Source organism: Photobacterium phosphoreum (assembly GCF_002954725.1).
Taxonomy (GTDB): Bacteria; Pseudomonadota; Gammaproteobacteria; order Enterobacterales; family Vibrionaceae; genus Photobacterium; species Photobacterium phosphoreum.
Genome location: NZ_MSCQ01000002.1, coordinates 27,734 through 48,435 on the forward strand (window position 1 = coordinate 27,734; position 20,702 = coordinate 48,435).

General features: G+C 36.8%; 18 protein-coding genes. 9 read left to right on the forward strand and 9 right to left on the reverse strand.

Translation table 11 applies throughout. From position 1 onward, the window contains the following. The first annotated feature begins 310 nt into the window (after positions 1-310). Positions 311-2,659, forward strand: a complete 2,349-nt coding sequence (locus BTO21_RS12280; protein ID WP_045028833.1) for a glycosyl hydrolase family 18 protein — start codon at positions 311-313, stop codon at positions 2,657-2,659. 98 nt (positions 2,660-2,757) lie between these two features. Here BTO21_RS12280 and dcuC read toward each other — a convergent pair whose 3' ends face one another. The 3 genes from dcuC to BTO21_RS12295 all read right to left on the reverse strand — a co-directional run bounded on the left by dcuC (position 2,758) and on the right by BTO21_RS12295 (position 6,181). Then, on the reverse strand, positions 2,758-4,110 hold the full coding sequence (dcuC, locus tag BTO21_RS12285; RefSeq protein ID WP_045028831.1) for a C4-dicarboxylate transporter DcuC: 1,353 nt from the start codon (positions 4,108-4,110) through the stop codon (positions 2,758-2,760). Positions 4,111-4,486: 376 nt separating this feature from the next. Continuing rightward, positions 4,487-5,266 (reverse strand): RelA/SpoT domain-containing protein, encoded by a 780-nt coding sequence (locus BTO21_RS12290; RefSeq protein WP_045028828.1) that lies wholly within the window; start codon positions 5,264-5,266, stop codon positions 4,487-4,489. 216 nt (positions 5,267-5,482) lie between these two features. Beyond that, positions 5,483-6,181, reverse strand: coding sequence for a nucleotidyltransferase family protein (locus BTO21_RS12295; RefSeq protein WP_052672638.1), 699 nt, complete (start codon positions 6,179-6,181; stop codon positions 5,483-5,485). A 316-nt stretch (positions 6,182-6,497) separates the two neighbouring features. On the opposite strand from BTO21_RS12295, the gene BTO21_RS12300 reads away from it, so the two are divergent. Continuing rightward, positions 6,498-6,827, forward strand: coding sequence for a hypothetical protein (locus tag BTO21_RS12300; RefSeq protein WP_045028826.1), 330 nt, complete (start codon positions 6,498-6,500; stop codon positions 6,825-6,827). Positions 6,828-6,877: 50 nt separating this feature from the next. On the opposite strand, the gene BTO21_RS12305 is transcribed toward BTO21_RS12300, so the two are convergent. Together BTO21_RS12305 and BTO21_RS12310 are read right to left on the reverse strand one after the other, a co-directional pair. Further along, a complete protein-coding gene (locus BTO21_RS12305; RefSeq protein ID WP_373455490.1) occupies positions 6,878-7,228 on the reverse strand; it encodes a HopJ type III effector protein in 351 nt (116 codons plus the stop codon). Positions 7,229-7,313: 85 nt separating this feature from the next. Next, the gene (locus BTO21_RS12310; RefSeq protein ID WP_045028823.1) at positions 7,314-7,706 is read right to left on the reverse strand and encodes a DUF2750 domain-containing protein; all 393 of its coding nucleotides are present in this window, start codon (positions 7,704-7,706) and stop codon (positions 7,314-7,316) included. A gap of 410 nt (positions 7,707-8,116) precedes the next feature. Here BTO21_RS12310 and BTO21_RS12315 point away from each other — a divergent pair, with 410 nt between their 5' ends. After that, positions 8,117-9,463 (forward strand): sigma-54-dependent transcriptional regulator, encoded by a 1,347-nt coding sequence (locus BTO21_RS12315; RefSeq protein ID WP_065194236.1) that lies wholly within the window; start codon positions 8,117-8,119, stop codon positions 9,461-9,463. 15 nt (positions 9,464-9,478) lie between these two features. Here the strand turns inward: BTO21_RS12315 and BTO21_RS12320 are convergent, their stop codons facing one another. Both BTO21_RS12320 and BTO21_RS12325 read right to left on the reverse strand, forming a co-directional pair. Then, positions 9,479-10,417: an endonuclease/exonuclease/phosphatase family protein gene (locus BTO21_RS12320; RefSeq protein ID WP_170064512.1), complete on the reverse strand. Its 939-nt coding sequence runs from the start codon at positions 10,415-10,417 to the stop codon at positions 9,479-9,481. Between the two features lie 130 nt (positions 10,418-10,547). Beyond that, on the reverse strand, positions 10,548-11,660 hold the full coding sequence (locus BTO21_RS12325) for a GGDEF domain-containing protein (RefSeq protein ID WP_045028819.1): 1,113 nt from the start codon (positions 11,658-11,660) through the stop codon (positions 10,548-10,550). A 320-nt stretch (positions 11,661-11,980) separates the two neighbouring features. Between BTO21_RS12325 and nrdD the strand changes: the two genes are divergently transcribed. The 4 genes from nrdD to BTO21_RS12345 all read left to right on the forward strand — a co-directional run bounded on the left by nrdD (position 11,981) and on the right by BTO21_RS12345 (position 17,481). Further along, positions 11,981-14,116 (forward strand): anaerobic ribonucleoside-triphosphate reductase, encoded by a 2,136-nt coding sequence (gene nrdD, locus BTO21_RS12330; protein ID WP_045028818.1) that lies wholly within the window; start codon positions 11,981-11,983, stop codon positions 14,114-14,116. Positions 14,117-14,227: 111 nt separating this feature from the next. Then, positions 14,228-14,707, forward strand: a complete 480-nt coding sequence (nrdG, locus tag BTO21_RS12335) for an anaerobic ribonucleoside-triphosphate reductase-activating protein (RefSeq protein WP_045028816.1) — start codon at positions 14,228-14,230, stop codon at positions 14,705-14,707. A gap of 354 nt (positions 14,708-15,061) precedes the next feature. Next, entirely contained in the window at positions 15,062-17,116 is a 2,055-nt protein-coding gene (locus tag BTO21_RS12340) for an EAL domain-containing protein (RefSeq protein WP_045028815.1), read from the forward strand. Between the two features lie 101 nt (positions 17,117-17,217). Continuing rightward, positions 17,218-17,481, forward strand: a complete 264-nt coding sequence (locus BTO21_RS12345; protein ID WP_045028813.1) for a DUF2960 family protein — start codon at positions 17,218-17,220, stop codon at positions 17,479-17,481. A 64-nt stretch (positions 17,482-17,545) separates the two neighbouring features. Here the strand turns inward: BTO21_RS12345 and BTO21_RS12350 are convergent, their stop codons facing one another. Beyond that, positions 17,546-17,920 carry a nucleotide pyrophosphohydrolase gene (locus tag BTO21_RS12350; protein ID WP_045028812.1) on the reverse strand — a complete coding sequence of 125 codons (375 nt, stop codon included), beginning with the start codon at positions 17,918-17,920 and terminating at the stop codon, positions 17,546-17,548. An 80-nt stretch (positions 17,921-18,000) separates the two neighbouring features. Next, positions 18,001-18,906 carry an EamA family transporter RarD gene (gene rarD / locus BTO21_RS12355; RefSeq protein WP_045028810.1) on the reverse strand — a complete coding sequence of 302 codons (906 nt, stop codon included), beginning with the start codon at positions 18,904-18,906 and terminating at the stop codon, positions 18,001-18,003. Positions 18,907-19,248: 342 nt separating this feature from the next. Here rarD and BTO21_RS12360 point away from each other — a divergent pair, with 342 nt between their 5' ends. Both BTO21_RS12360 and BTO21_RS12365 read left to right on the forward strand, forming a co-directional pair. Further along, complete coding sequence (locus BTO21_RS12360) at positions 19,249-19,602, forward strand: DUF2750 domain-containing protein (protein WP_045028809.1); 354 nt, start codon at positions 19,249-19,251, stop codon at positions 19,600-19,602. 630 nt (positions 19,603-20,232) lie between these two features. Continuing rightward, entirely contained in the window at positions 20,233-20,676 is a 444-nt protein-coding gene (locus BTO21_RS12365) for an NlpC/P60 family protein (RefSeq protein WP_232572758.1), read from the forward strand. The last annotated feature ends 26 nt before the right edge of the window (positions 20,677-20,702 follow it).

A 20,702-nucleotide genomic window follows, 5' to 3' on the forward strand; every position in this document is an offset into this window, starting at 1 on the left:
ACGCCTTCCTCCGCTTTAGAATGATATTTTTATATAAATATTATCTCTTCCACATCTTTATTTTTACATGTATAAAAGTGCTTTTTTTTGAATGCTGTGGCTAAAAAAAGATGTTATCTGACTATCTTGTTGCATTAATGTTAGTTATTGAGCCTAAATTTGTGATTATTTTTCGCTAAATTAAAAAAGTTACTTCACACTATGTTTAGATTTTTAATGACCAAAAGCATTACTAATCGTTATAAAAAATCAGTTGTATTTATAAAAGCTGATATAGCAATTAGCTATTAATCATAACGTGGAGCACAAAATGGAAAAGGGATTTAATAAAACCCAAGTTGCGGGCATTATTGCAGGTTTTTTATTCGCAAGTACGGCCGCTCAAGTACAAGCCGCGCCAACACATGATAAGAACGTAATAGGTTACCTAACGCAATGGGAAGCATGGAAAGGTACTAATGCTGGATTTACTGTAAAAGGTGAAGCGACGCATTTGAACGTAGATATGGATATTTACTCCATTCTTAATTTCTCATTTTTTGGCGTAGCAAAAGACGGTACCTTACACAGTGGTGATTTACGTAATAAACAAATTTATAAGCCAGGTAGCGTGCAGGAGCCAGGGCCGTTACTCCACCCAGATGTGTATTCAAGCTGGGATTTCCATATTCTGTGGGGAGAATTGGAATATATTCACCAATACCCTGTTAATGAGCCGTGGGATGCCGAAAATTTAGAGAAAGTAAAAGCACAAGGTTTTGTTAAAAGTGGTAAAGGCTGGCGTCATAAGCCAACAGGTATCGAAGGCAATATGCCGATTCCACTTAAAAAAGAAGGTGGCGCTCCAGGTTTGATTGATCTTGCAAACCAAAAAGGCGTTAAAGTTATGGCATCACTCGGTGGCTGGAGTATGTCTAAGCACTTTCCTGAAATGGCCGCTGATCCCGTTAAAAAAGCCCGTTTCCTTAAAGATTTAGATAAGTTAATGGCATTAGGTTTCCACGGTATTGATATTGATTGGGAATATCCAGGCTTTGGCGGTATGAACTTCGCAGGCGATCCTGCTGATTTTGCTAACTTTGAACAGTTAATGGAAGACATCCGCAAGCGTATTGGTCCTGACAAATTGCTTACTGCTGCATTCTCAGCATCAACCGCTAAACTCGAAGGATTTAATTGGCCACGTCTTGTTAAATCAATGGATTACTTCAACATGATGACCTACGACCTTAACGGTGCGTGGTCAAATGTTACTGGGCATAACGCGCCATTGTATCCATACCCAGAAGAAGAATTTAAAGGTCTTGATTTAGATACGCTACGTATTTGGATGGCAGAGAAAGGCATCCCATCTAAAAAAATCAACTTTGGAGCAGCGTTCTATGGCCGTGGTGTTCAAACGACCGAAGCAGAGGCTTACTTAGGTGCGCCAACAGATAAGCGTATTTATAATATGTCGGTTGATGGGCCATTATTAACGGCAGTTGATGTTGATAACTGGAAAGAGTTCGAAGGTTCACCAAATTATAACTATATCGTTAAAACTTCCGGCTGGGAGCATAAGTGGGATGCGAATGCGGAAGTGCCTTATGCAGTTAAAGGTAAATACTTCTTAAGTTATGATGATGTTCCTTCGATAAAGAAAAAAGCACAATACATTGTTGATAATGATTTAGGTGGTGTGATTGTATGGCAAGTACACGGTGATATTCAATGTGAAGGCACCTTTATCAATCATGGTAGTAAGCTCAAAGAATGTACGAAATTAAGTTCACCACTTGCAGAAGCGATTGATGATGTCTTTAGTGCTGATACCACGCCAAATGCAGTACCTGAATTAACCGTACCAAGTGCACAAGCTGCTGCTGCGGGTGAGACAATTAGTTTTAATGTTTCAGCAACGGATGCCGATGGCGATAGTTTAAGCTTTAGCTCTGCAGAAGCGCAAATAATCGAAAATGGTGATGGTACTGCAACGGTAACTTATACAGCACCAAACTCAGCAACAGATATAGTGACATCAGTAACAATTAAAGTTACTGATGGCCGTAAGAGTGCAACTAAGTCTGTTGTTGTTAATGTGAAAGGTTCGGGTGTGGTTGAAAATACCGCGCCAGAATTAACCGCGCCAGCAACGGTTGATGTTGATAGCGGTCAGAATGTTGTTATTACAGTGACCGCGACAGATGTTGATGGTGATACATTAACTTACTCTGCATCAACGGGTCAGGTTACAGTGACTGCAACAGGTGCTGATGTTACCGTTACAGCGCCAACAACAGCCACAGATACAACCGTAAATGTTGTGATTACTGTTTCTGATGGTCAAGCATCAGCACAACAAACAGTGATTGTTAACGTGAAAGCTGAAAGTGGTACGGTTGGCGATACGTGGGATACAAATACTATCTATAACTCAGGTGATACCGTCGTTTATAACGGCATTACTTATACTGCTCAATGGTGGACCAAAGGTGAAATGCCTGGCGCTTCATCAGTATGGGTAGAAGAAGAGACGGGTGAAGTTGGTGGGTGGTCAGCATCTAAAACCTACAATAGTAGTGATGAAGTTATATTTGACGGTAATAACTACCAAGCAAAATGGTGGACCAAAGGTGATCAACCTGGCAATGCCAATGGCCCTTGGAAGCGTATCTAAATTGATCCGTTAGTATAAATAACTACGAATAAAACCCCGTTATAGTTATGCATTAACATGATAACTAACGGGGTTTTCTTTTTGGTTAGTCGATGGGATTACAACCCTAAAAGTAATGACATCGTTGTTGAAACAATTAACGCCCCGATCATTGGAATAGCGGTACGTTTTACTAATTCAAACGGAGATACATCAGCAACGCCTGCTACCGCTACAATAGCACCTGTAATTGGTGACATTGAGCGTGCAATACCTGATGCTAATTGCATTGGCATTAACATAACAATGGCATTAATACCGACCTTATCGGCAATATCTGGCACCATCGCTGCAAATGAGAAGAACGGTGCATTGCCTGATCCCATTAAAATTGCTGCAAAGGTAATAATAATAACCATTAGGATAATCATTAATGCTGGGGATACTGAAGCATTAATCGCAAAGTTAATCACCGTATCAAGTAAACCAATGACTTTCATACCGTGCGCAAACGCTTGGCCTGCAATAACAAGGGTGACGACGCGTGCAAATTGCTTACCCATACTGTCGAAATAAACCAAAATATCTTTAAAGATAGGTTTTGCACCATGGCGAATACCTTCACAAACCATCGCGACAGCAATCGAAATAAACATTGCGGTAACGACATCAATTTTCACGGTTGCGATAGCCATTGGGCTAAAGATCATGATCAGTGCCAGTGGAATGATGGGTAATAAAGCGTACCAAGCTGGTGGTGCAACTTGGGCTTCTTCAGTTTGAAGTTCAACGTCAGTAGTGGTTGCTGCACGACGGTCAAACCATTGTTGTACAAAAAAGTGCAATGTGGCAATCGTTATCATCGTTACGATCGCTACCGGCAATTGGTAGGTGATAAAATATTCAGTAACGGGAATATCAGCAGTACGAGCAGCAAGGTTTACGTTACCAGAGGCTGGACCTAAATCTAAACAAGCTGCGGTTGCAATAACGGCAACCCCTGACATTTTACTGACCCCAAGACGTACTAATATAGGGTAAAGCGTTACCATCAATAATAGCCCAAGCCCTGATGCACTTGGAATAAAGATATTCAGTATTTGGCCCATGATATAACCTAGCGCCATAACTAGATAAGGTGCTTTAAAATAGCCTAATGGTTTTATCGCAATATTGACCAACGCTCGTGAGGCACCAATATGATCCATATACTTAGCAAAACCGCCAACAGCCATGATGATAAGACCGAGCGTACCCACTGTTTTTGCCGTGGTATTTTTTAGAAAGGTAAAGATATCAAGCCACTGATTACCACTTGATATGTTTTCTGGAAGCGGTGTACCAGTATTAAAAATAATAGCCGCCGCCATCATTATAATACCGCCAAGCAGTAATGTTGTTTGTGGGTTGTACTTCTTGTAAATCAGTAAGCCTACAAGGAATATAATAACGAGGCTAAAAATTGTAACCATAATCCATCTCTATATCGGAATATATTCTATTAATATGGTGCTAGATTTTATGGGATTGAAAACGTTTACACGATAAAAAAACACGCCAATTAAAAGCAAATAAATGTAATTATGATATTGCTCAAATAAACACTTTTATTAATATCGGAATAATGCTAATCAAGCCACATAATTTGTTATGTTGCTATACAAATAAATAACATTATGTTTTTAAATGATATTTTATAAAAAATACAATCTTGTCTGTAAGGGGAGTCGGTTTGAATACTGGAGGTGTTTTTATCGGTAAATGGAATTATGGAGAGGCATAGCAAAGCCCGTTAGCTTTTTCGTGATAACGATTGGGAGCTCGGGCTTTATTATTTCAATTTACATGTTAGGCCGCTTGAGGTTGTAGGTAACCTAACCATGCCGTTTGGTAAAGCTGGTGAGATTGCTGACGTAACTTCTGAATTTGTGCTGTTTCAAATTCAGATAATGGACGCAGCTGTTGCTGCGCTAAACGCTCGATATGTTGAATTTTTTCATAGAGGTCATGTTCTGGACCATTTTTAATAGTTGATATTTCGTCTAAGTGTAGCTGAACTTCCGTAATGATTTGACTATGGGGTAAGCGAACTAACACATTTAAATCACGGTACCCTGATGGGGTTGGGTTTTTAAAACGATTTTTTACACTTACGATTGTTGCTTCTTTTGCTAGTAATTCATAAGCCTGAACTAATGCTGGAATGTTTTTAGCAACAATAGAACCGCGCGCAATATCGGTGATTTTGTTTGTCTCACCTTGTAATTCAGTGGTGATTTTTTGTTGTGAACGCTGTGCGGATTTAATATCAGGAATGATGATATTTGTCGCTGATGCAAGGCTGACAGTTTGAAGTAATGTCTGTAATTCGATTTGTGCGCTAGTCGCGGCTAAATAAAGAGCATCAAAATGGTTAAATGGTTGACGTAAATTATCATCTTTCCATGATTGAATACTGTATAAGCCACTCAAATCACGTTGAAATGCTTTACGACTAGCTTGGGTCTGGCGTGTTTGTGATTGGTCATGGGTATTAAAAGCGGGAGTAATAGCTGGCGCAGCCACAACAGAGCGGCTGAGCATGCAAAAAAGAACAAAACTTGTACGTAAAACAGATTTTATGTTCATTAAACAACTCCTGAGAATACTGCAATGCAATATCGAAACATACTAAAACGGGTATAACTAAAAAGACGTATGTTGGCTGTAATGTATTATCTGTTTACATGTTAATAACTTTACCTTGAATGGAACTTGAATACTGTGCTGATATTCATATTTTTGAATTATTTATTACAGTACATTTACACTATTCATAACCACACACAACTGCCACGTTGATGGTTAACTCGCCAAACGGTTATTACCCATATAATGTTGCCATACTCGATGATAAAGATGTTGTGAGTGTTGGCGTAATTTTTGAATTTTCCTTTGTTCTAGCTCATGCAGTAATCGTGATTCAATCACTGCTTGACGTTCGATTTTTTGAATTTGCTCATAAATTGAATGTTCAGCCCCATTTTTTATCGAAGCGATTTTTTTAAGATGCAATTGTATCTCAACAATAAAATGGCTATTTGGTAAGCGTATTAATAGTTTTATATCACGGTAGCCAGAAGCTGTTGGTCGACTAAAGCGATTTTTAACCCCGCGAACATCGGTATATTGTATTAAGTAATCATAGGCTGAAATTAAATCATCAATATTAGAAGCAATTATTGAGCCACGAGCGAGATCAGTTAAGGCATTAGCGTTACCATTGAGCTCTGTCATGATCTTTTGTTGGGCGCGGATTCGTGATTTGTGGGTGGGAAGAATTGCGTGACAATCAGTACGTAATGCCGCTTTTTTGATTAGTTGATTAAGCTCTATTTGCGCGAATTTTGCGTGTTTATATAATGTTTCAAATTGGTGGTAAGGCTGCTGGAGGTTATCATAGCGCCAATCATTAATAATGTTCAAACGCGTTGTTGCCGTATAGCTATTTAGGGTAGATCGTACATGATGCATCGGTATTTGCGAATATAAAGCCGTAACCATTTTTACTCCTTAATCCGTCTTTAGCAAATGGTAGCTAAATCGGTATTTTCAATGAACATCCTGTTCTGGCGCTAAATATAATACTTTTTTTAATATAAGCAACAATATTTAGCATCATAATTGTAACTTATTTGTCACATGTTGTTTTTGTCTTAAATGTTGTTACCAAAGGAGAGAAAAATGCGGCATAGTAACGAGAATGCTATCAATATTCGACGTCATGATCAGAGATTGATATGATTGATTTAACTCAGTAATTGTATGATCTTTAACCAATAAATATTGTACTTAGAAAATACTATTTTAAGGAAAAAAAATGCAGGAAAATCTATTAATTGGTTTCGTTGTGATTTGGTTAGGTTTAACTGTGGGGAGTGTAATGTTATTCCAACGTGGTAATGATGTGGCTAAAAAACGTCGTTTATGGCCAATTTATACTGTGTTTAGTAATGTTGTGATTGGTGGCTTTATTATCTTTATGCAACCACCAGTAGTATGGATGATTTCGATATTGATTTTATTAGTACCTGTGACATTGCTTACTATTCGATCCACAAAGTTTTGTGATAGTTGTGGTCAGGCGAGCCGTTCTCCTTTTTTTATGAAGCCACCACAAGCGTGTAGTCATTGTAAGAAACCTTTGTAGTTACCCCATATTTATATAAAGCCACTCGGTGAGACCTAACTTAATGGCTTTTATATTGTTGTTTTAAGTGTTAATGGAGAACGATCAAAAGTGATACCATTCCAACCTGATAGCATGAATTGACGAATATTTTGATGATTATTTTCTTGTGGATGCTCAAGTACATCATGGCGATAAAAGGCACCAAAACAGGCTAGGGTTTCATCTTTAGACAGTTGATGTAATTGTGCAAACGCAAATATTTTACATGATCCTTCATTAGTCCCTGCTTGATTGATGATCATATTATCTACATTACCATTAGTAAAACGTGTAGGTTGATAGTGATAATAGTGACAAATAGCTGTAATAATGTCGTTAAAATCAATCTTATTGGGTGTTTGTTTAATGTGTTCGAGCACTGTATTCAAAATAGACCCTATTATATGGGAAGCGTTAAAAATAAGGCTAGCTTTACGCTAGCCTATTGAAGAAGCATTGATTTAATTAGCGACGTTTATTGGCTAATGTTTTTAATTCATAATCAAGTTCATCTGGGTAGATAACAAGACCTTCTTGTTCGGGAATTGGGAAGACAACTAATGCAAGTTCGTCATCTTCTAAACCATGGGTCCAGCGGCTATGCCATTTATTTAATGAAATAGCTTCTGCTTTACATGTTTCCCATTCGCCCGTTGCCCATGCTTCTGCAAATTCTTTATTTGGCCATACAGGTACGCAATCTTCATCGTCTGTGTTGAGCATAACGCAACCATGTTCATCGGTAAGAATCCAAATTTCACGGTTGGCAACCACTTCTTTTACTAAGTGTTTGTAACGTTTCTCAGCATCAAAACTCTGAATTGTTTCAATCATTGCAGCATCTAATGGAGTAGACATACTGTCGTCCTATTTATTACACATTATTATGTCAGCAAGGATAAAACAAAAGTAGGGTAACGTCTCGTATTATCATTGCTTTTTTCTTTATAATTATTGCTTAATTTATTCAGTCAGTGTCTATATTATCGTATTTTAATGTATATTTTGATGTATAAAAAAAGCAATTAAATTCAATGTTTTCTTTTGTGTTTTTTTTTAAAGATAAATTAATTATATGATTAATTTTCGGTTACAGATATTTAATCCCATGAAAGATAACAATAATATAAGTATTTATATTATTGATGGTTTTTTATTGGTATATTTTTATTACTATTCTTATCGTTGATACAATGCAAAATACATTGTTGTTACCTATATTTTTTAATACACATCTAGAATAGCTATTTTCTTAAAGGGTGGCTCTAATGGTAGCTGTAAATGATAAAAAAAAGAATAATGGACGCTTGGTTGCCATGGGGTGCACTTATGAACCGTGGATTGCATTGTTAGAACAAGCGGGTTGGAAAACACATTGCTGTTATGATTTGCGAACTGCGGATGCAATATTAGAAGAATATAGCCCATGTGTTTGTATCGTAGATTTAAGTAATAATGATTTCAGTCTAAATAGTATTTCGCAACGCGCAAATAAAACCAAGCAGGTTAAATGGATCGCGATAATAAAAAAAGAGCAATTAAAGATTGACTCTATCTGTCAATTTATTAATAACTTCTGTGTTGATTTTTTTTCTACGCCAATACCATCAAGTCAATTATTAGATACAGCGGGCCATCAATTAGGGATGTTAGAAATTGAATCCACTTCGTTGAGTGATGTTAGTCAGCAATGCGAAATTGGATTGTATGGCGAATCTAAATCGATTAAGCATCTCAGAGATATGGTAAAAAGAGTGGCGATTACTGATGTTAATGTATTGCTGACTGGTGAGCAAGGTGTAGGTAAAGAGCTGATTGCTAAGACTATCCATAATCTGAGTAAACGGCGTAATGATGATATAACCGTCATTAATTGTTCTGCATTGGTTGAAGGTGATGAACGTATCTCTTTTTTAGACCCGACCCAGTGTGCCAGCTCGGGTAATATTATTAAAAATGGAACGGTATTACTGAATGGTGTAGAAGAGCTTTCTAAGTCGTTACAGCTAAAGTTACTCAATTATTTGCAGCAACCAGAAAATGAAAAATTAAATGAACATGATTTATTTGATGTTCGTATTATTACATCATCAAGTATTGATTTAGAACTGGCAGTAAAAAATGAAATTTTTAATAAAGAGCTTTATTATCGCTTGAACGTATTTCATGTTGTCGTTCCTACATTAAGAGAACGTGGTGCAGATATTATATTATTAGCTGAATATTATTTACAACAATTTGCGAAAGAATATAACACGCTAGCAATGCATTATAGCGAAGATGCTAAACAGTTATTATTGCGATATAACTGGCCTGGTAATGTACGTGAGCTTATTAATCAAGTTAAGCGGGTTTCATTATTAAATGATAGTAATGAAGTTAGCCTCGACCATTTTGATTTACCTAAAAAAACCAATGTGAGACAAAGTCTACGTACAATAAAAGATGAAGCTGAAAAAGATGTCCTTGTGACGATGCTTGAAGCGCACAAAGGGCAGGTTGCATCGGCAGCGAAAGATCTTGGTGTTTCACGTGCGACGATGTATCGGCTCTTGAATAAGCATAATATTATTCCAGATGTACGTTATTGTAATGGCGGCTATGCAGCGGATTAATGGTGTAGCAAAGGTTTAATTTAGCACTAACTTAAACAACAATGGGCAGTGATCGCTGAGTGTAAACTGTGACAGTTGTTGTTTATTATAGTTAATTTGACGCTGTTTAATGGCTGTTATGTTTTTAGTTGTAAAAAGATGATCAATGAGCTTTTTATAAGTGCGATAACGAATGACTTTATTTGTTAACTTTACTGTGCAATTGGCGTTAATAGTGGTTGATAGTGAATTAATTAATGCAGGTTCATTGGTTATTTGATTGAGAAAGTACTGATTATTACTAATGCGATGATTAAAATCACCCACAATAATCACTGATTGTGATTGTTGGAGCTGAGTATTAAGCCATTGTTTTATTAATTGAAGTTGTTGGGCTAGGGTTTTACATGCCTTCGTTTTTTGTTTCGATAGCTGCTTGGCAGTAAAACAACCTGATTTAAGATGAAGGTTGAGTAATACAACAGATTGTTGATTTATATTAATACGAATTATACTGCCATAACGCAATTTGTTTTTAAAAGGCATCATGATACCTGTGGCAATAGCAGGTGAACTTAATTGTGATAGATCCGTCGTATCATCGACAATAATATCGCGTTTAACTGCAAATCCTGTGTATTGATTGTTTGTATTGAAATGATCTTCGGGATTTTTTGCGCGTTCTGAAAGGTAAATATCATAGTGTTGTTGATCGATGACACGATATAGCGCTTCAATACTGTCAACTTCTTGAAATGCTAGAATGTCAGGTGAATAATGGATAAAAAAGTGCTGTAACGCCTGATAATCGGCATCCGATCGCACAATCGGTGAGGTTGGTTTTATCGATAACCATTGCATATTCCAGCTCATCAAAGTAAATGATGGTGTGTCACGGTTACTGTTTGAGTAGCTATTACTTGCTGGGAATACTATTAATAACAGTATCAAAAAACATAAATAAGGCATAGTCATTGTTGCCGTCATTATTATTGGCAGAACAATGACTATGCCTTGAGTACTTTCAAACAGGCATTATTTATGATGTGCTAGTGCGATAGTGCCGCCACCGTTATAGTTGAGTGTAATCATGGCATAACATGTTTCATTGAGGTGTGGCGCAGTATTGGTTTCGTCCTGATTCTTTAGCGTTATAAAGATTAGTATCTGCGGCGTTAATCAATTGATTTGGCCATTGATTGGCTTGCCAACTAGCGATACCTTGGCTGACAGTGACGTACTGGCTAATATCAGAACATGGGTGAGGAATAGCTAGAGTGACTAAGTTATTTTGGATACGATTAGCGACCTTACATGCTCCATTGATATCGGTATTGGGTAGTAATACGATAAACTCTTCACCACCATAACGAGACACAGTATCGTTATGTCTTAATAAGCTTTTACAGATCGTTGTTGCCACGGTTTTTAAGCAGATATCACCTTTTACATGGCCTTGAGAGTCATTAAAAAGCTTAAAATAGTCAATATCAATTAAAATGATAGAAAGTGGCTCATGATGATGTTTGGCATTAATGATTTGTTTATTAATAGAAAGGTCAAAAAAACGACGATTATTAATTTGGGTTAATTGATCGGTAAAAGATAATTGTGCCAGTCGTTTGAGTAAGCGTTTATTTTCATGTTCTTGTGTAATACGGGTCGTGAACCATTTAAAAAGCAGTTGTCGGCCTGATTCGATAATAATTATAGTAATAGTGAGTTTTGTGAAAGCAAAGAGAAGATCAAATCTGGGATCTTCAATGCTGTACCAGGTGGTAAAGATTAAGATTGGAAGTATTGCGAGATACACTGCCACGCGGTAGGCATAAAAGCTAAGTAATACGACAAGAAATAAGAGATTACCGACAATTTCGACAATAACATAGGCATGGCCTAGGTTATTAAGGTTGATAATGGCGCTTCCCCATGTTGTTCCGAATAATAATGCATAACAGGATGAGATTATTTTGTAATGCTGAAGTGTCTTCTTATGAGCAAAAAAAAACCAACCGGCAATAAACAGCAGCCCCTGAATACCAAAACTGATGGTGGTTAGTAATAAACGACTATTTTCGGTGTGAATAAAGTCAATCCAAATAATAATGGTTATTAACAGTAGTGTAATTAACGAAACTTTAGATGCCCAGATAAAACCCATGCGAAGATTTTTGTATATTGTGTTGTCAATACGTGTATCTAGTGATGAAAAATCCATTCTGTCACATCCATAATTATTAAGTAGTGATAGTCTCAATTATTGTACGAAAGGCAAGTGATTTTTTTTAAATTTTTGTCGAATGTGATAATAAATTTATTGACAATGAACTTTACAAATAAGCTTACATTCAAAAATTCGGGACGGCTCATAATCATCGTTCACAAGACAAACTGCTCGTTATAAAAATTGATCTCGATCAAGGTTTCTTTGCGCCAGATCGCGCCTAATACACCACATCTTGTTGCCGCTTATAAATAGAACACTATATTTTGTGTTTAAGTGACAGTGTCATTTTTCTGTGATTTTAGGAGCCTTGTGTGAATCCTGTAGTAATAAAGCGTGATGGTTGCCGTGTGTCTTTCGATGTTTTACGCATTAAAGAAGCCGTTATTGGGGCTGCAAATTCCATCAGCGATTCAGAGTGTCATACAATGGATGAGGCTTACGCTGCATCAGTAGCCGAAGCGGTATTAGCACAATTTTCGGGTTCTGATAATGTTGATATCCACGCCATTCAAGAAGCTGTAGAAACGCAGCTTATGGCAGGTCCACACAAGATTGTTGCTCGTGCTTATATTGAATATCGTCATGATCGTGATATTTCTCGTGAGAAGAAAAGTCGTCTAAATAATGAAATTCGTGGCTTAATAGAACAAAGTAATGCTTCATTATTAAATGAAAATGCTAACAAAGACAGTAAAGTGATCCCGACACAACGTGATTTATTGGCTGGTATTGTTGCTAAGCATTATGCAACCCAACATTTGTTACCGCGTGACATTGTTAAAGCACATGAAAGTGGTGAAATTCACTATCATGATTTAGATTACTCACCATTTTTCCCAATGTTCAACTGTATGCTGATTGATCTTAATGGCATGTTGAGTGATGGCTTTAAGATGGGTAATGCAGAAATTGATACGCCTCGATCAATTTCGACGGCGACAGCGGTAACAGCACAAATTATTGCGCAAGTGGCGAGTCATATTTATGGCGGCACAACCATTAACCGTATTGATGAGGTGTTAGCACCTTATGTTACTGTTAGTTATGCCAAGCATTTAGAAGTAGCAACAGAGTGGGGCATTGCAGATCCTATTGCTTTTGCACAAGCGCGTATTGAAAAAGAATGTTACGACGCATTCCAATCATTAGAATATGAAGTAAACACATTACATACTGCGAATGGTCAAACACCTTTTGTAACATTTGGCTTTGGTTTAGGCACATCGTGGGAATCGCGTTTAATTCAACAATCTATTCTTAAAAATCGTATTGCGGGTTTAGGTAAAAACCATAAAACAGCGGTATTCCCTAAACTTGTTTTTGCGATTAAAGACGGCCTTAACCATAAACAAGATGATGCTAACTACGATATTAAGCAATTGGCATTAGAGTGCGCCTCTAAGCGTATGTACCCTGACATTCTAAACTATGACAAATTAGTTGAAGTAACGGGTTCGTTTAAAACACCGATGGGGTGTCGTAGCTTTCTTGGTCCTTATGAAGAAAACGGCGAACTTATTCATGAAGGTCGAAATAACCTTGGTGTCGTAAGTATTAACTTGCCACGTATTGCGCTAGAAGCAAAAGGTGATGAAGCCCGTTTCTTTGAGATCTTAGATGAGCGTTTAGCATTATCTCGTCGTGCGCTAGATACACGTATTACCCGTTTAAATGGCGTAAAAGCCCGTGTTGCTCCTATCCTTTATATGGAAGGCGCGTGTGGCGTACGCTTAAAAGAAGATGATGATGTATCAGAAATCTTCAAACATGGCCGTGCATCGATATCATTAGGCTACATTGGTATTCATGAAACCGTGAATGCATTGTACGGTAATGACACTCACGTTTATGATAGTGAAATGCTACGTGAAAAATCGGTTGCTATTGTTCAGCGTTTACGTGATGCAACGGATGCATGGAAAGAAGAGTCAGGTTATGGCTTCAGTCTTTACAGCACCCCAAGTGAAAATTTATGTAGCCGCTTCTGTGCCATTGATACCAAAGAATTTGGTGTTGTTGCTGGTGTAACTGATCGTGGTTTCTATACCAACAGCTTCCATTTAGATGTTGAGAAAAAAGTGAATCCGTACGACAAGATTGACTTTGAAATGGCATACCCAGATATTGCGAATGGTGGCTTTATTTGCTATGGCGAATACCCAAATATTCAGCATAACCTTGAAGCATTAGAAAACGTGTGGGATTACAGTTATACCCGTGTACCTTATTACGGTACAAATACACCGATTGATGAATGTTATGAGTGTGGCTTTACAGGTGAATTTGACTGTACTAGCAAAGGTTTTACTTGTCCTAAATGTGGTAACCATGAGCCATCAAAAGTATCAGTAACCCGTCGTGTATGTGGTTACTTAGGTAGCCCTGATGCACGTCCGTTTAACTTTGGTAAGCAAGAAGAAGTTAAACGTCGCGTTAAGCACATGTAGCTGTTATCAATAGCATTATTTAGTTGTAAACAAGAAGTGCTTTAGGGCACTTCTTATGTTTTAAGTGTTGGTCGAATAGCCAATGCTAGCTGCAGTTAATCGAGATAGAAAATGAATTACCACAATTACTACCCTGTAGATATCGTTAATGGCCCTGGCACTCGCGTAACCTTATTTGTTTCGGGTTGTATCCATCAGTGTAAAGGGTGTTATAACCAAAGCACATGGCGTTTAGATGCGGGTCATCCATTTACCCAAGAGATGGAAGATAAGATCATTAGCGATCTTAATGATACGCGTATTAAACGGCGTGGTTTGTCATTATCAGGTGGTGATCCTCTCCATCCCCAAAATGTTGCAGCCGTTTTGAAATTGGTGAAGCGAGTACGTCAAGAATGTGTTGGTAAAGATATTTGGCTATGGAGTGGATATTTATTGTCAGAGCTTACGCCAGAGCAACAGCAAGTGGCTAATTTAATCGATGTCATGGTTGATGGAAAATATGAACAAGCCCAACGCAATCCTTCTTTAGTATGGAAAGGCAGTGAAAATCAGGTTATTCATTATTTTAAGCTTGATAGCGATAACTAAGTTGTTAAGTCACTGACTATCATTATAGAGTGGTGTTTTTTTTGTGATCTTTTTGTTTCAATAATGTTTATTTTGGTGTTTTCTTTTGAACTTATCCACTGTTTCTGTGCATAACTATGGGAAAAGTTGGTGAATGTTTGCCTGCTTAGTGTGTGGATCTGAATACTACTTATAAGTCAAAGCGGTATGTTTAAAACATTGAACGTATTCTTACTGCTTATCATTGATTTTTAGATTAAATTTCTTTGCTATTTATTTAATATTGATATTATTAAAGAGAGCAATTTTTACAATATAGTAATGGTTACTAATATTGATTTAGTTTAAGCATTTAGTATAGAAGCAGAAAATATTATGCCAATCTTTAAGACAATGTCTCATTTGTCTGCAAATAAATACCTTGTTGCGGTATCAAATGTTTTTTTAATGGCGTTGCCATTGGTATTAATTTCGACATTTTGTGAGTTGGTTGCTCTTGTTTGTGATCATTTTAATTTTAATGATTTTGGAAAAACAGCCCATTATGTCAGCCAAGTAACAGGGATTATGATCCCTATTCTGGTTAATTTTTATTTATCGACCTATTTATCTGCTGTGAAGCGAATTCCAAAAGGAACAGTAATTGCAACATCATTGACGGTGTTTTTTATTGTTTCTTATCAATGGAATTTAGTCTCTCCATTAATTCCATTGCCGAATAGTTTCCCTTTAGCGTTGCTAACGGCATATATTTCTTGTGAAATTATTGCCAATCTAAAAAAGATAACAATATTTAAAACCAAAACAGGTCATTCTTTTATTGATATATCAATGAGCATGTTAGCTGGTTCAATTGTTACTATTTTAATGGCATTTTCAATAAGCTCATTGGTACGTAAAGTATTCGAAAATTTATCGACATTTGTGTCTTGGTCATTTATTCCTCGCCTCGATCCGACCTCATTTTTAGATGGACTTATTTATGAAGTGTTACGGGGTTTATTATGGTCAGTCGGAGTTAATGGTCATAATATACTCCACTCCTATAAAATGGATCTCTATAATATTACGATGGTAAATATTACTGAGTGGCATAATTTTGGTGTTGATTTAAATATATTAAGTACTAATTTTTATGATTTTTTTACCGGTATTGGTGGTAGCGGTAATATGTTGAGCTTAGTTATTTGTATGTTGTTTTTTGCGAAAAGTAAAGGTTATAAGCTATTAGCGAAGGCGGCATTTATTCTTTGTTTATTTAATGTTAATGAACCTATATTATACGGTATACCGGTTATTTTTAACCCTATCATGCTTGTTCCTTTCTTATTAGTACCCGTAGTGAGCTTTATTATTGCTTATGGTGCTATTTATTTCGGTATAGTCCCCCCATTAAATGAAGTTTATAGTTGGTTAATGCCTCCGTTTGTTAGTGGCTACATGGCAACGGGAGGAGCAATATCAGGGGCGGTATTGCAACTAGTATTAGTTTTGATTGGTGCTGCGATATATTTACCATTTTTTAAGTTAATGGATAAGCGCAGTCTAGGGGTGGGTATTTCAGACATATTCTCTAATCGTTTATTTACCAGTGATGAAATTGAGGTAAAAACGCGTTTAACCAGTTTTATTCCATCACTACATAATAATCTGGCGGCTCAGCGGGAAATTGAAAAATTACAGAATGAAGGTGAGTTCATTCTTTATTTTCAACCCCAAGTTGATATTGAAAATAATAAAGTTGCTGGTTGTGAAGCCTTGCTTCGATTTAAAAATAATCAAGGGAAGGTTCTACCACCGACATTTATTGCTGCTTTTAATCAATTAGGTTTAATGCCTGAACTCGATTTATGGGTATTAGATAAAGCGATCCAAGCGGCAGAAAAATTTATTGTTGTTAACCCTAATTTTAAACTGTCGGTTAATATCTCACCCGATACAGTGCTTTCAAAAAACTTCGTCAAGATTGTTAAAAATCGTATTCTTGATAGTTCATTGTCTTTTTGCCATATAGAATTAGAATTTACCGAAGAATTATTGATTTTAGATGAAGCGAAAGTCGCGCAAGTGATGCTTGAACTACAATGTTTAGGTATATCTGTGGCATTAGATGATTTTGGTACGGGATACTCATCATTAGCGTACTTATCACGGTTTGAATTTAATAAGGTTAAAATTGATCGTTCTTTAGTGTTAAACCTTGACAGTCAACGTGGCCGAGAGTTATTTAAACTTGCGGTTCAACTGGGTAAAATTACGCAGGCAGATATTGTTGTTGAAGGCGTGGAACAGCAATCTGAGTTAAATTTTATTGCTTCACTTGGTGTGCGTTATATTCAAGGGTTTTATTTTTATCAACCTATGGATGAGTCTGAACTATTTAAGCGAGGCTTATTAGCTTTGCCAGTATATGAAGTTGTTGATAATTAATACACTGAAAAGTAAATCGTGATCGTAAAGACGGTTCTACTTCCATATTGGGCCCTTATACGGTAAATTCGCTCTCCTTTATATGCTCTATTGGGGACGTTATGTCACGTACTATTGTTTATACCTACAAAGAAGAAGAAAAGCAGTTAATTTTCTCTTTTGATATACACCGTAACATTCATGAAGCGGTAGCAGCTGCTGAAGGTATCGACTTAACGGCCTTTTTAAAAATGGAACAACAGGTTGAAGCGGTATCAACGTGTAGTAAAGCTGGACGTGAATACCGAGACAGCTATTTCCGCAAGTTAGGCTTTGGTAAAATTGCGCTTGCGAAGAAAGAAAACCGCGGTGTCGGTGAAAAATAAAGTATTTATAAAAAGCTGACTTTAAGTCAGCTTTTTTATTGCTATTTCTTGATGGTTAGTAACGCTAATCTAATTCGTTATATTTTTTAGCAGAGCCATAGCACTTACTAATAGGGTATTTGGCTGCATTTTGTTGGATCTTTTCTTGGCACGCCTGCATTACATCAATATCACATTTATCCGCTAAGCGTAGTAAATACATCATTACATCAGCGATCTCTTCACTGGCATGTTGTTTCTTTTCTGGCGATAACTGCTGGCTTTGTTCTGGCGTTAGCCATTGAAAGATTTCTAGTAATTCACCTACCTCACCACTTAATGCCATCGCTAAATTTTTGGGTGTATGAAATTGTTCCCAATCGCGTTGTTGAGCAAACTCGGTAAGTGTCTGTTGTAATTGTTTGATATCTGAATTGGGGCGGGTTGTGGTCATAATCATAATAAAGACAGTGAGGTTTGTTGTAGCATAAACACAAACACCGTTAAAAACACGATGTTTGCGTTAAAACAGCAGAATACTTAATGACCTGCCATTGGTGCTTTCTTACGGCGTGAGAGTGGTGGCAACGCTTCTAGTGTACAGAAAATCAAACCGAGCCAGATCAGACCAAAACTGATGGCCTTTGTATGATCAAAGACTTCACCGAATAAGAATACCGCTAATAAAAACTGTAAACTGGGTTCAATATATTGCATTAAACCTACCATAGTAAGGCTAGTTCGATTTAACGCTAAGGCAAAAAATATTAATGGTGCCACAGTGACAGGGGCTGCGCCTGCATACAATAAAAAGGTCGTGGTACCAGAGGTGAGAGCAACACTATCACCACTAAAATATAGCCATATCATATAGATGAGGGCAAAAGGAGTCAGGAGGGCAGCTTCTATCGTTACTGAGGTAAGTGCGTCATATTTAATGTATTTTTTGGTTAAACCATAGACGGCAAAAAAACTGCCCATGATTAAAGAAAGCCATGGTAATTGACCGTATTGCCATACCTGATAACCAATGCCTAGAATCGCTAGAATAACCGCGATAACTTGTGCTTTGGTGAGCTTTTCCTTTAAGAAAAACATTGCAAGAGCAATCGCAAATAAAGGGTTAATAAAATAGCCTAAACTTGCTGCTAATACTTGGTCATGGGTAATAGCCCATGTGAAGGCATACCAAGACACGCTCATTATTACGCCTGCAACACCACACATGGCCAATGATTTTTTATCTGCGAGAATATCTTTGATGGCAGGAATAGGCTGGCGTAGTAATACCATGACAATCAGCATGACAGGTACAGAGAATATCAGCCTTAATGCAAGTAGTTCATTGGTATTTGCTTGAGGTAAATATTGGTAATAGAGTGGTAATATTCCCCAAAGAATGAATGAAAATGCAGCAAGCATATTACCTGCACGATGTGATTGCATGTTAGTACCTAAGGTAGAGAGGAGTAATGATCTCAATATCATTGCAATATTAAGAAGCTGTTTTGATGAATGATCAAAAGTGGCACTCAGAGCCTTAGATACCATCCTGGTGTGAAGTGATAACATTCTCCGCTATTTTGTCATTGAATTTCTATAAGTCAATATACGCTGTGCAGAAAAGGCTGTTATTGATGCTGTTCATTTTTTATCGTTGCTGTACAGTGAAGCAGACTAAATAATAATGCTGCTAAGGTGTTTTTTTTGATAAAATATCTAGTAGGGTAAAGGTTGATATATTTAACTGATAAAGCCATATTATGGCATTTTAATTGAGAGAAAATAATGACTAAATTAACTGCAGATATCCAAGCAAATAAAGCTTTGTTCGTAACCGAAACACAAGCAACGCGTGTTGTTTGGAGCCTTCGTAATGAAGAGGGTGATTGGTTATCTGTTGCTTCTTCTGAATTTGAAGACTCTGAAGTGATGCCTTTTTGGTCAACTGAAGCTGATGCTAAAATGCAATGTGCGGATGAGTGGGCTGAGTTCCAGCCAAGTGAACTGCCACTAGATATTTTTCTTGAAGATTGGATGATCACGCTAGTAGAAGACGGCGTTTTAGTTGGTTTGAACTGGAATGAATCACTTGAAGGTGTTGAGTTAGAACCTTCAGATGTGGCTAAGCTTTACCTATAATTGTTTTATTTAATATAAAGCGGACCCTGTGAATAATAACGAAATTTTTATTTCCGTATGTTCATAGGGTTTTTATATTATTGATAATAAAGCTAATTACATGACAATGTGAATTGTCTCTAATCTTAATAGTAAAGAGATCGCATTTAATATTAAAAGATTTACAGTAGAGGCTGATGACATTTCATCATGTTTGTCTCTTCTATTATGTTCATTTTAGCTTGCACTGTTGTGTGAGCTTTTTTTTTATTATTTATTTACCCTTTCATTTATATTACGTGATGATAATAACGGCTTGATAATATCCTTCGATGTACTGGATTAAGGATATATATGGTTGACGTAATAACATGCTATTGTTTAGCTTATATCCTTGAACAGAATAATTCTTCATGTATTATCAGGTTGATTAAATAATAATATAGACAACAATTGAATCAATACCACAGTTATGGGTGACCGTTTTCGCTAAGATAGTAAATGTAGCAATAAGCATTGATTGATTGTATCTAACATATTTATTTCCACTGAAGGATTGCAGGATAAATCGTGAATAATGGATTGATTACAAAAAAAACGATATTAATTTTATTTGTTTTATTATCAAGTGTTGGGTGTTCGTCCACACCAGTGCTGAATGATACTACTGATGCAAAGGTATTAACGCTAACGCCTAAGCTGAAAAAAAACGCTGAATCAGTAGTAGATAGCCGTATCTTTGATGGTGTTTATCATCATTGGAAAGGAACGCCATACCGCTATGGTGGATCGTCTAAAAAAGGCATAGATTGTTCTGCATTTGTGCAGGTTGGTTATTCTAGTGTTTATCAAAAGCAATTACCTCGAACAACATTAGAATTAGTTAAAAAAGGTAAACAAGTTAACCGCAATAAAGCGAAAGAAGGAGATTTAGTCTTTTTTCGTACTGGACGTAACTCACGTCATGTGGGGATTTACTTAGGTAATTTAGAATTTCTACATGCATCACAATCGAAAGGCGTCATTATTTCACGCTTAGATAACCCTTATTGGAAACGCCACTTTTGGCAAATACGCCGTTTAGATAAATACTAAAAATAAACCCAGCTATTTAGCTGGGT

Coding starts and splice junctions, on each gene's coding strand:
- BTO21_RS12280 (WP_045028833.1), top strand. CDS start 311: ATGGAAAAGGGATTTAATAAAACCCAAGTTGCGGGCATTATTGCAGGT.
- dcuC (WP_045028831.1), bottom strand. CDS start 4,110: ATGGTTACAATTTTTAGCCTCGTTATTATATTCCTTGTAGGCTTACTG.
- BTO21_RS12290 (WP_045028828.1), bottom strand. CDS start 5,266: ATGAACATAAAATCTGTTTTACGTACAAGTTTTGTTCTTTTTTGCATG.
- BTO21_RS12295 (WP_052672638.1), bottom strand. CDS start 6,181: ATGGTTACGGCTTTATATTCGCAAATACCGATGCATCATGTACGATCT.
- BTO21_RS12300 (WP_045028826.1), top strand. CDS start 6,498: ATGCAGGAAAATCTATTAATTGGTTTCGTTGTGATTTGGTTAGGTTTA.
- BTO21_RS12310 (WP_045028823.1), bottom strand. CDS start 7,706: ATGTCTACTCCATTAGATGCTGCAATGATTGAAACAATTCAGAGTTTT.
- BTO21_RS12315 (WP_065194236.1), top strand. CDS start 8,117: ATGGTAGCTGTAAATGATAAAAAAAAGAATAATGGACGCTTGGTTGCC.
- BTO21_RS12320 (WP_170064512.1), bottom strand. CDS start 10,417: ATGACTATGCCTTATTTATGTTTTTTGATACTGTTATTAATAGTATTC.
- BTO21_RS12325 (WP_045028819.1), bottom strand. CDS start 11,660: ATGGATTTTTCATCACTAGATACACGTATTGACAACACAATATACAAA.
- nrdG (WP_045028816.1), top strand. CDS start 14,228: ATGAATTACCACAATTACTACCCTGTAGATATCGTTAATGGCCCTGGC.
- BTO21_RS12340 (WP_045028815.1), top strand. CDS start 15,062: ATGCCAATCTTTAAGACAATGTCTCATTTGTCTGCAAATAAATACCTT.
- BTO21_RS12345 (WP_045028813.1), top strand. CDS start 17,218: ATGTCACGTACTATTGTTTATACCTACAAAGAAGAAGAAAAGCAGTTA.
- BTO21_RS12350 (WP_045028812.1), bottom strand. CDS start 17,920: ATGATTATGACCACAACCCGCCCCAATTCAGATATCAAACAATTACAA.
- rarD (WP_045028810.1), bottom strand. CDS start 18,906: ATGCAATCACATCGTGCAGGTAATATGCTTGCTGCATTTTCATTCATT.
- BTO21_RS12360 (WP_045028809.1), top strand. CDS start 19,249: ATGACTAAATTAACTGCAGATATCCAAGCAAATAAAGCTTTGTTCGTA.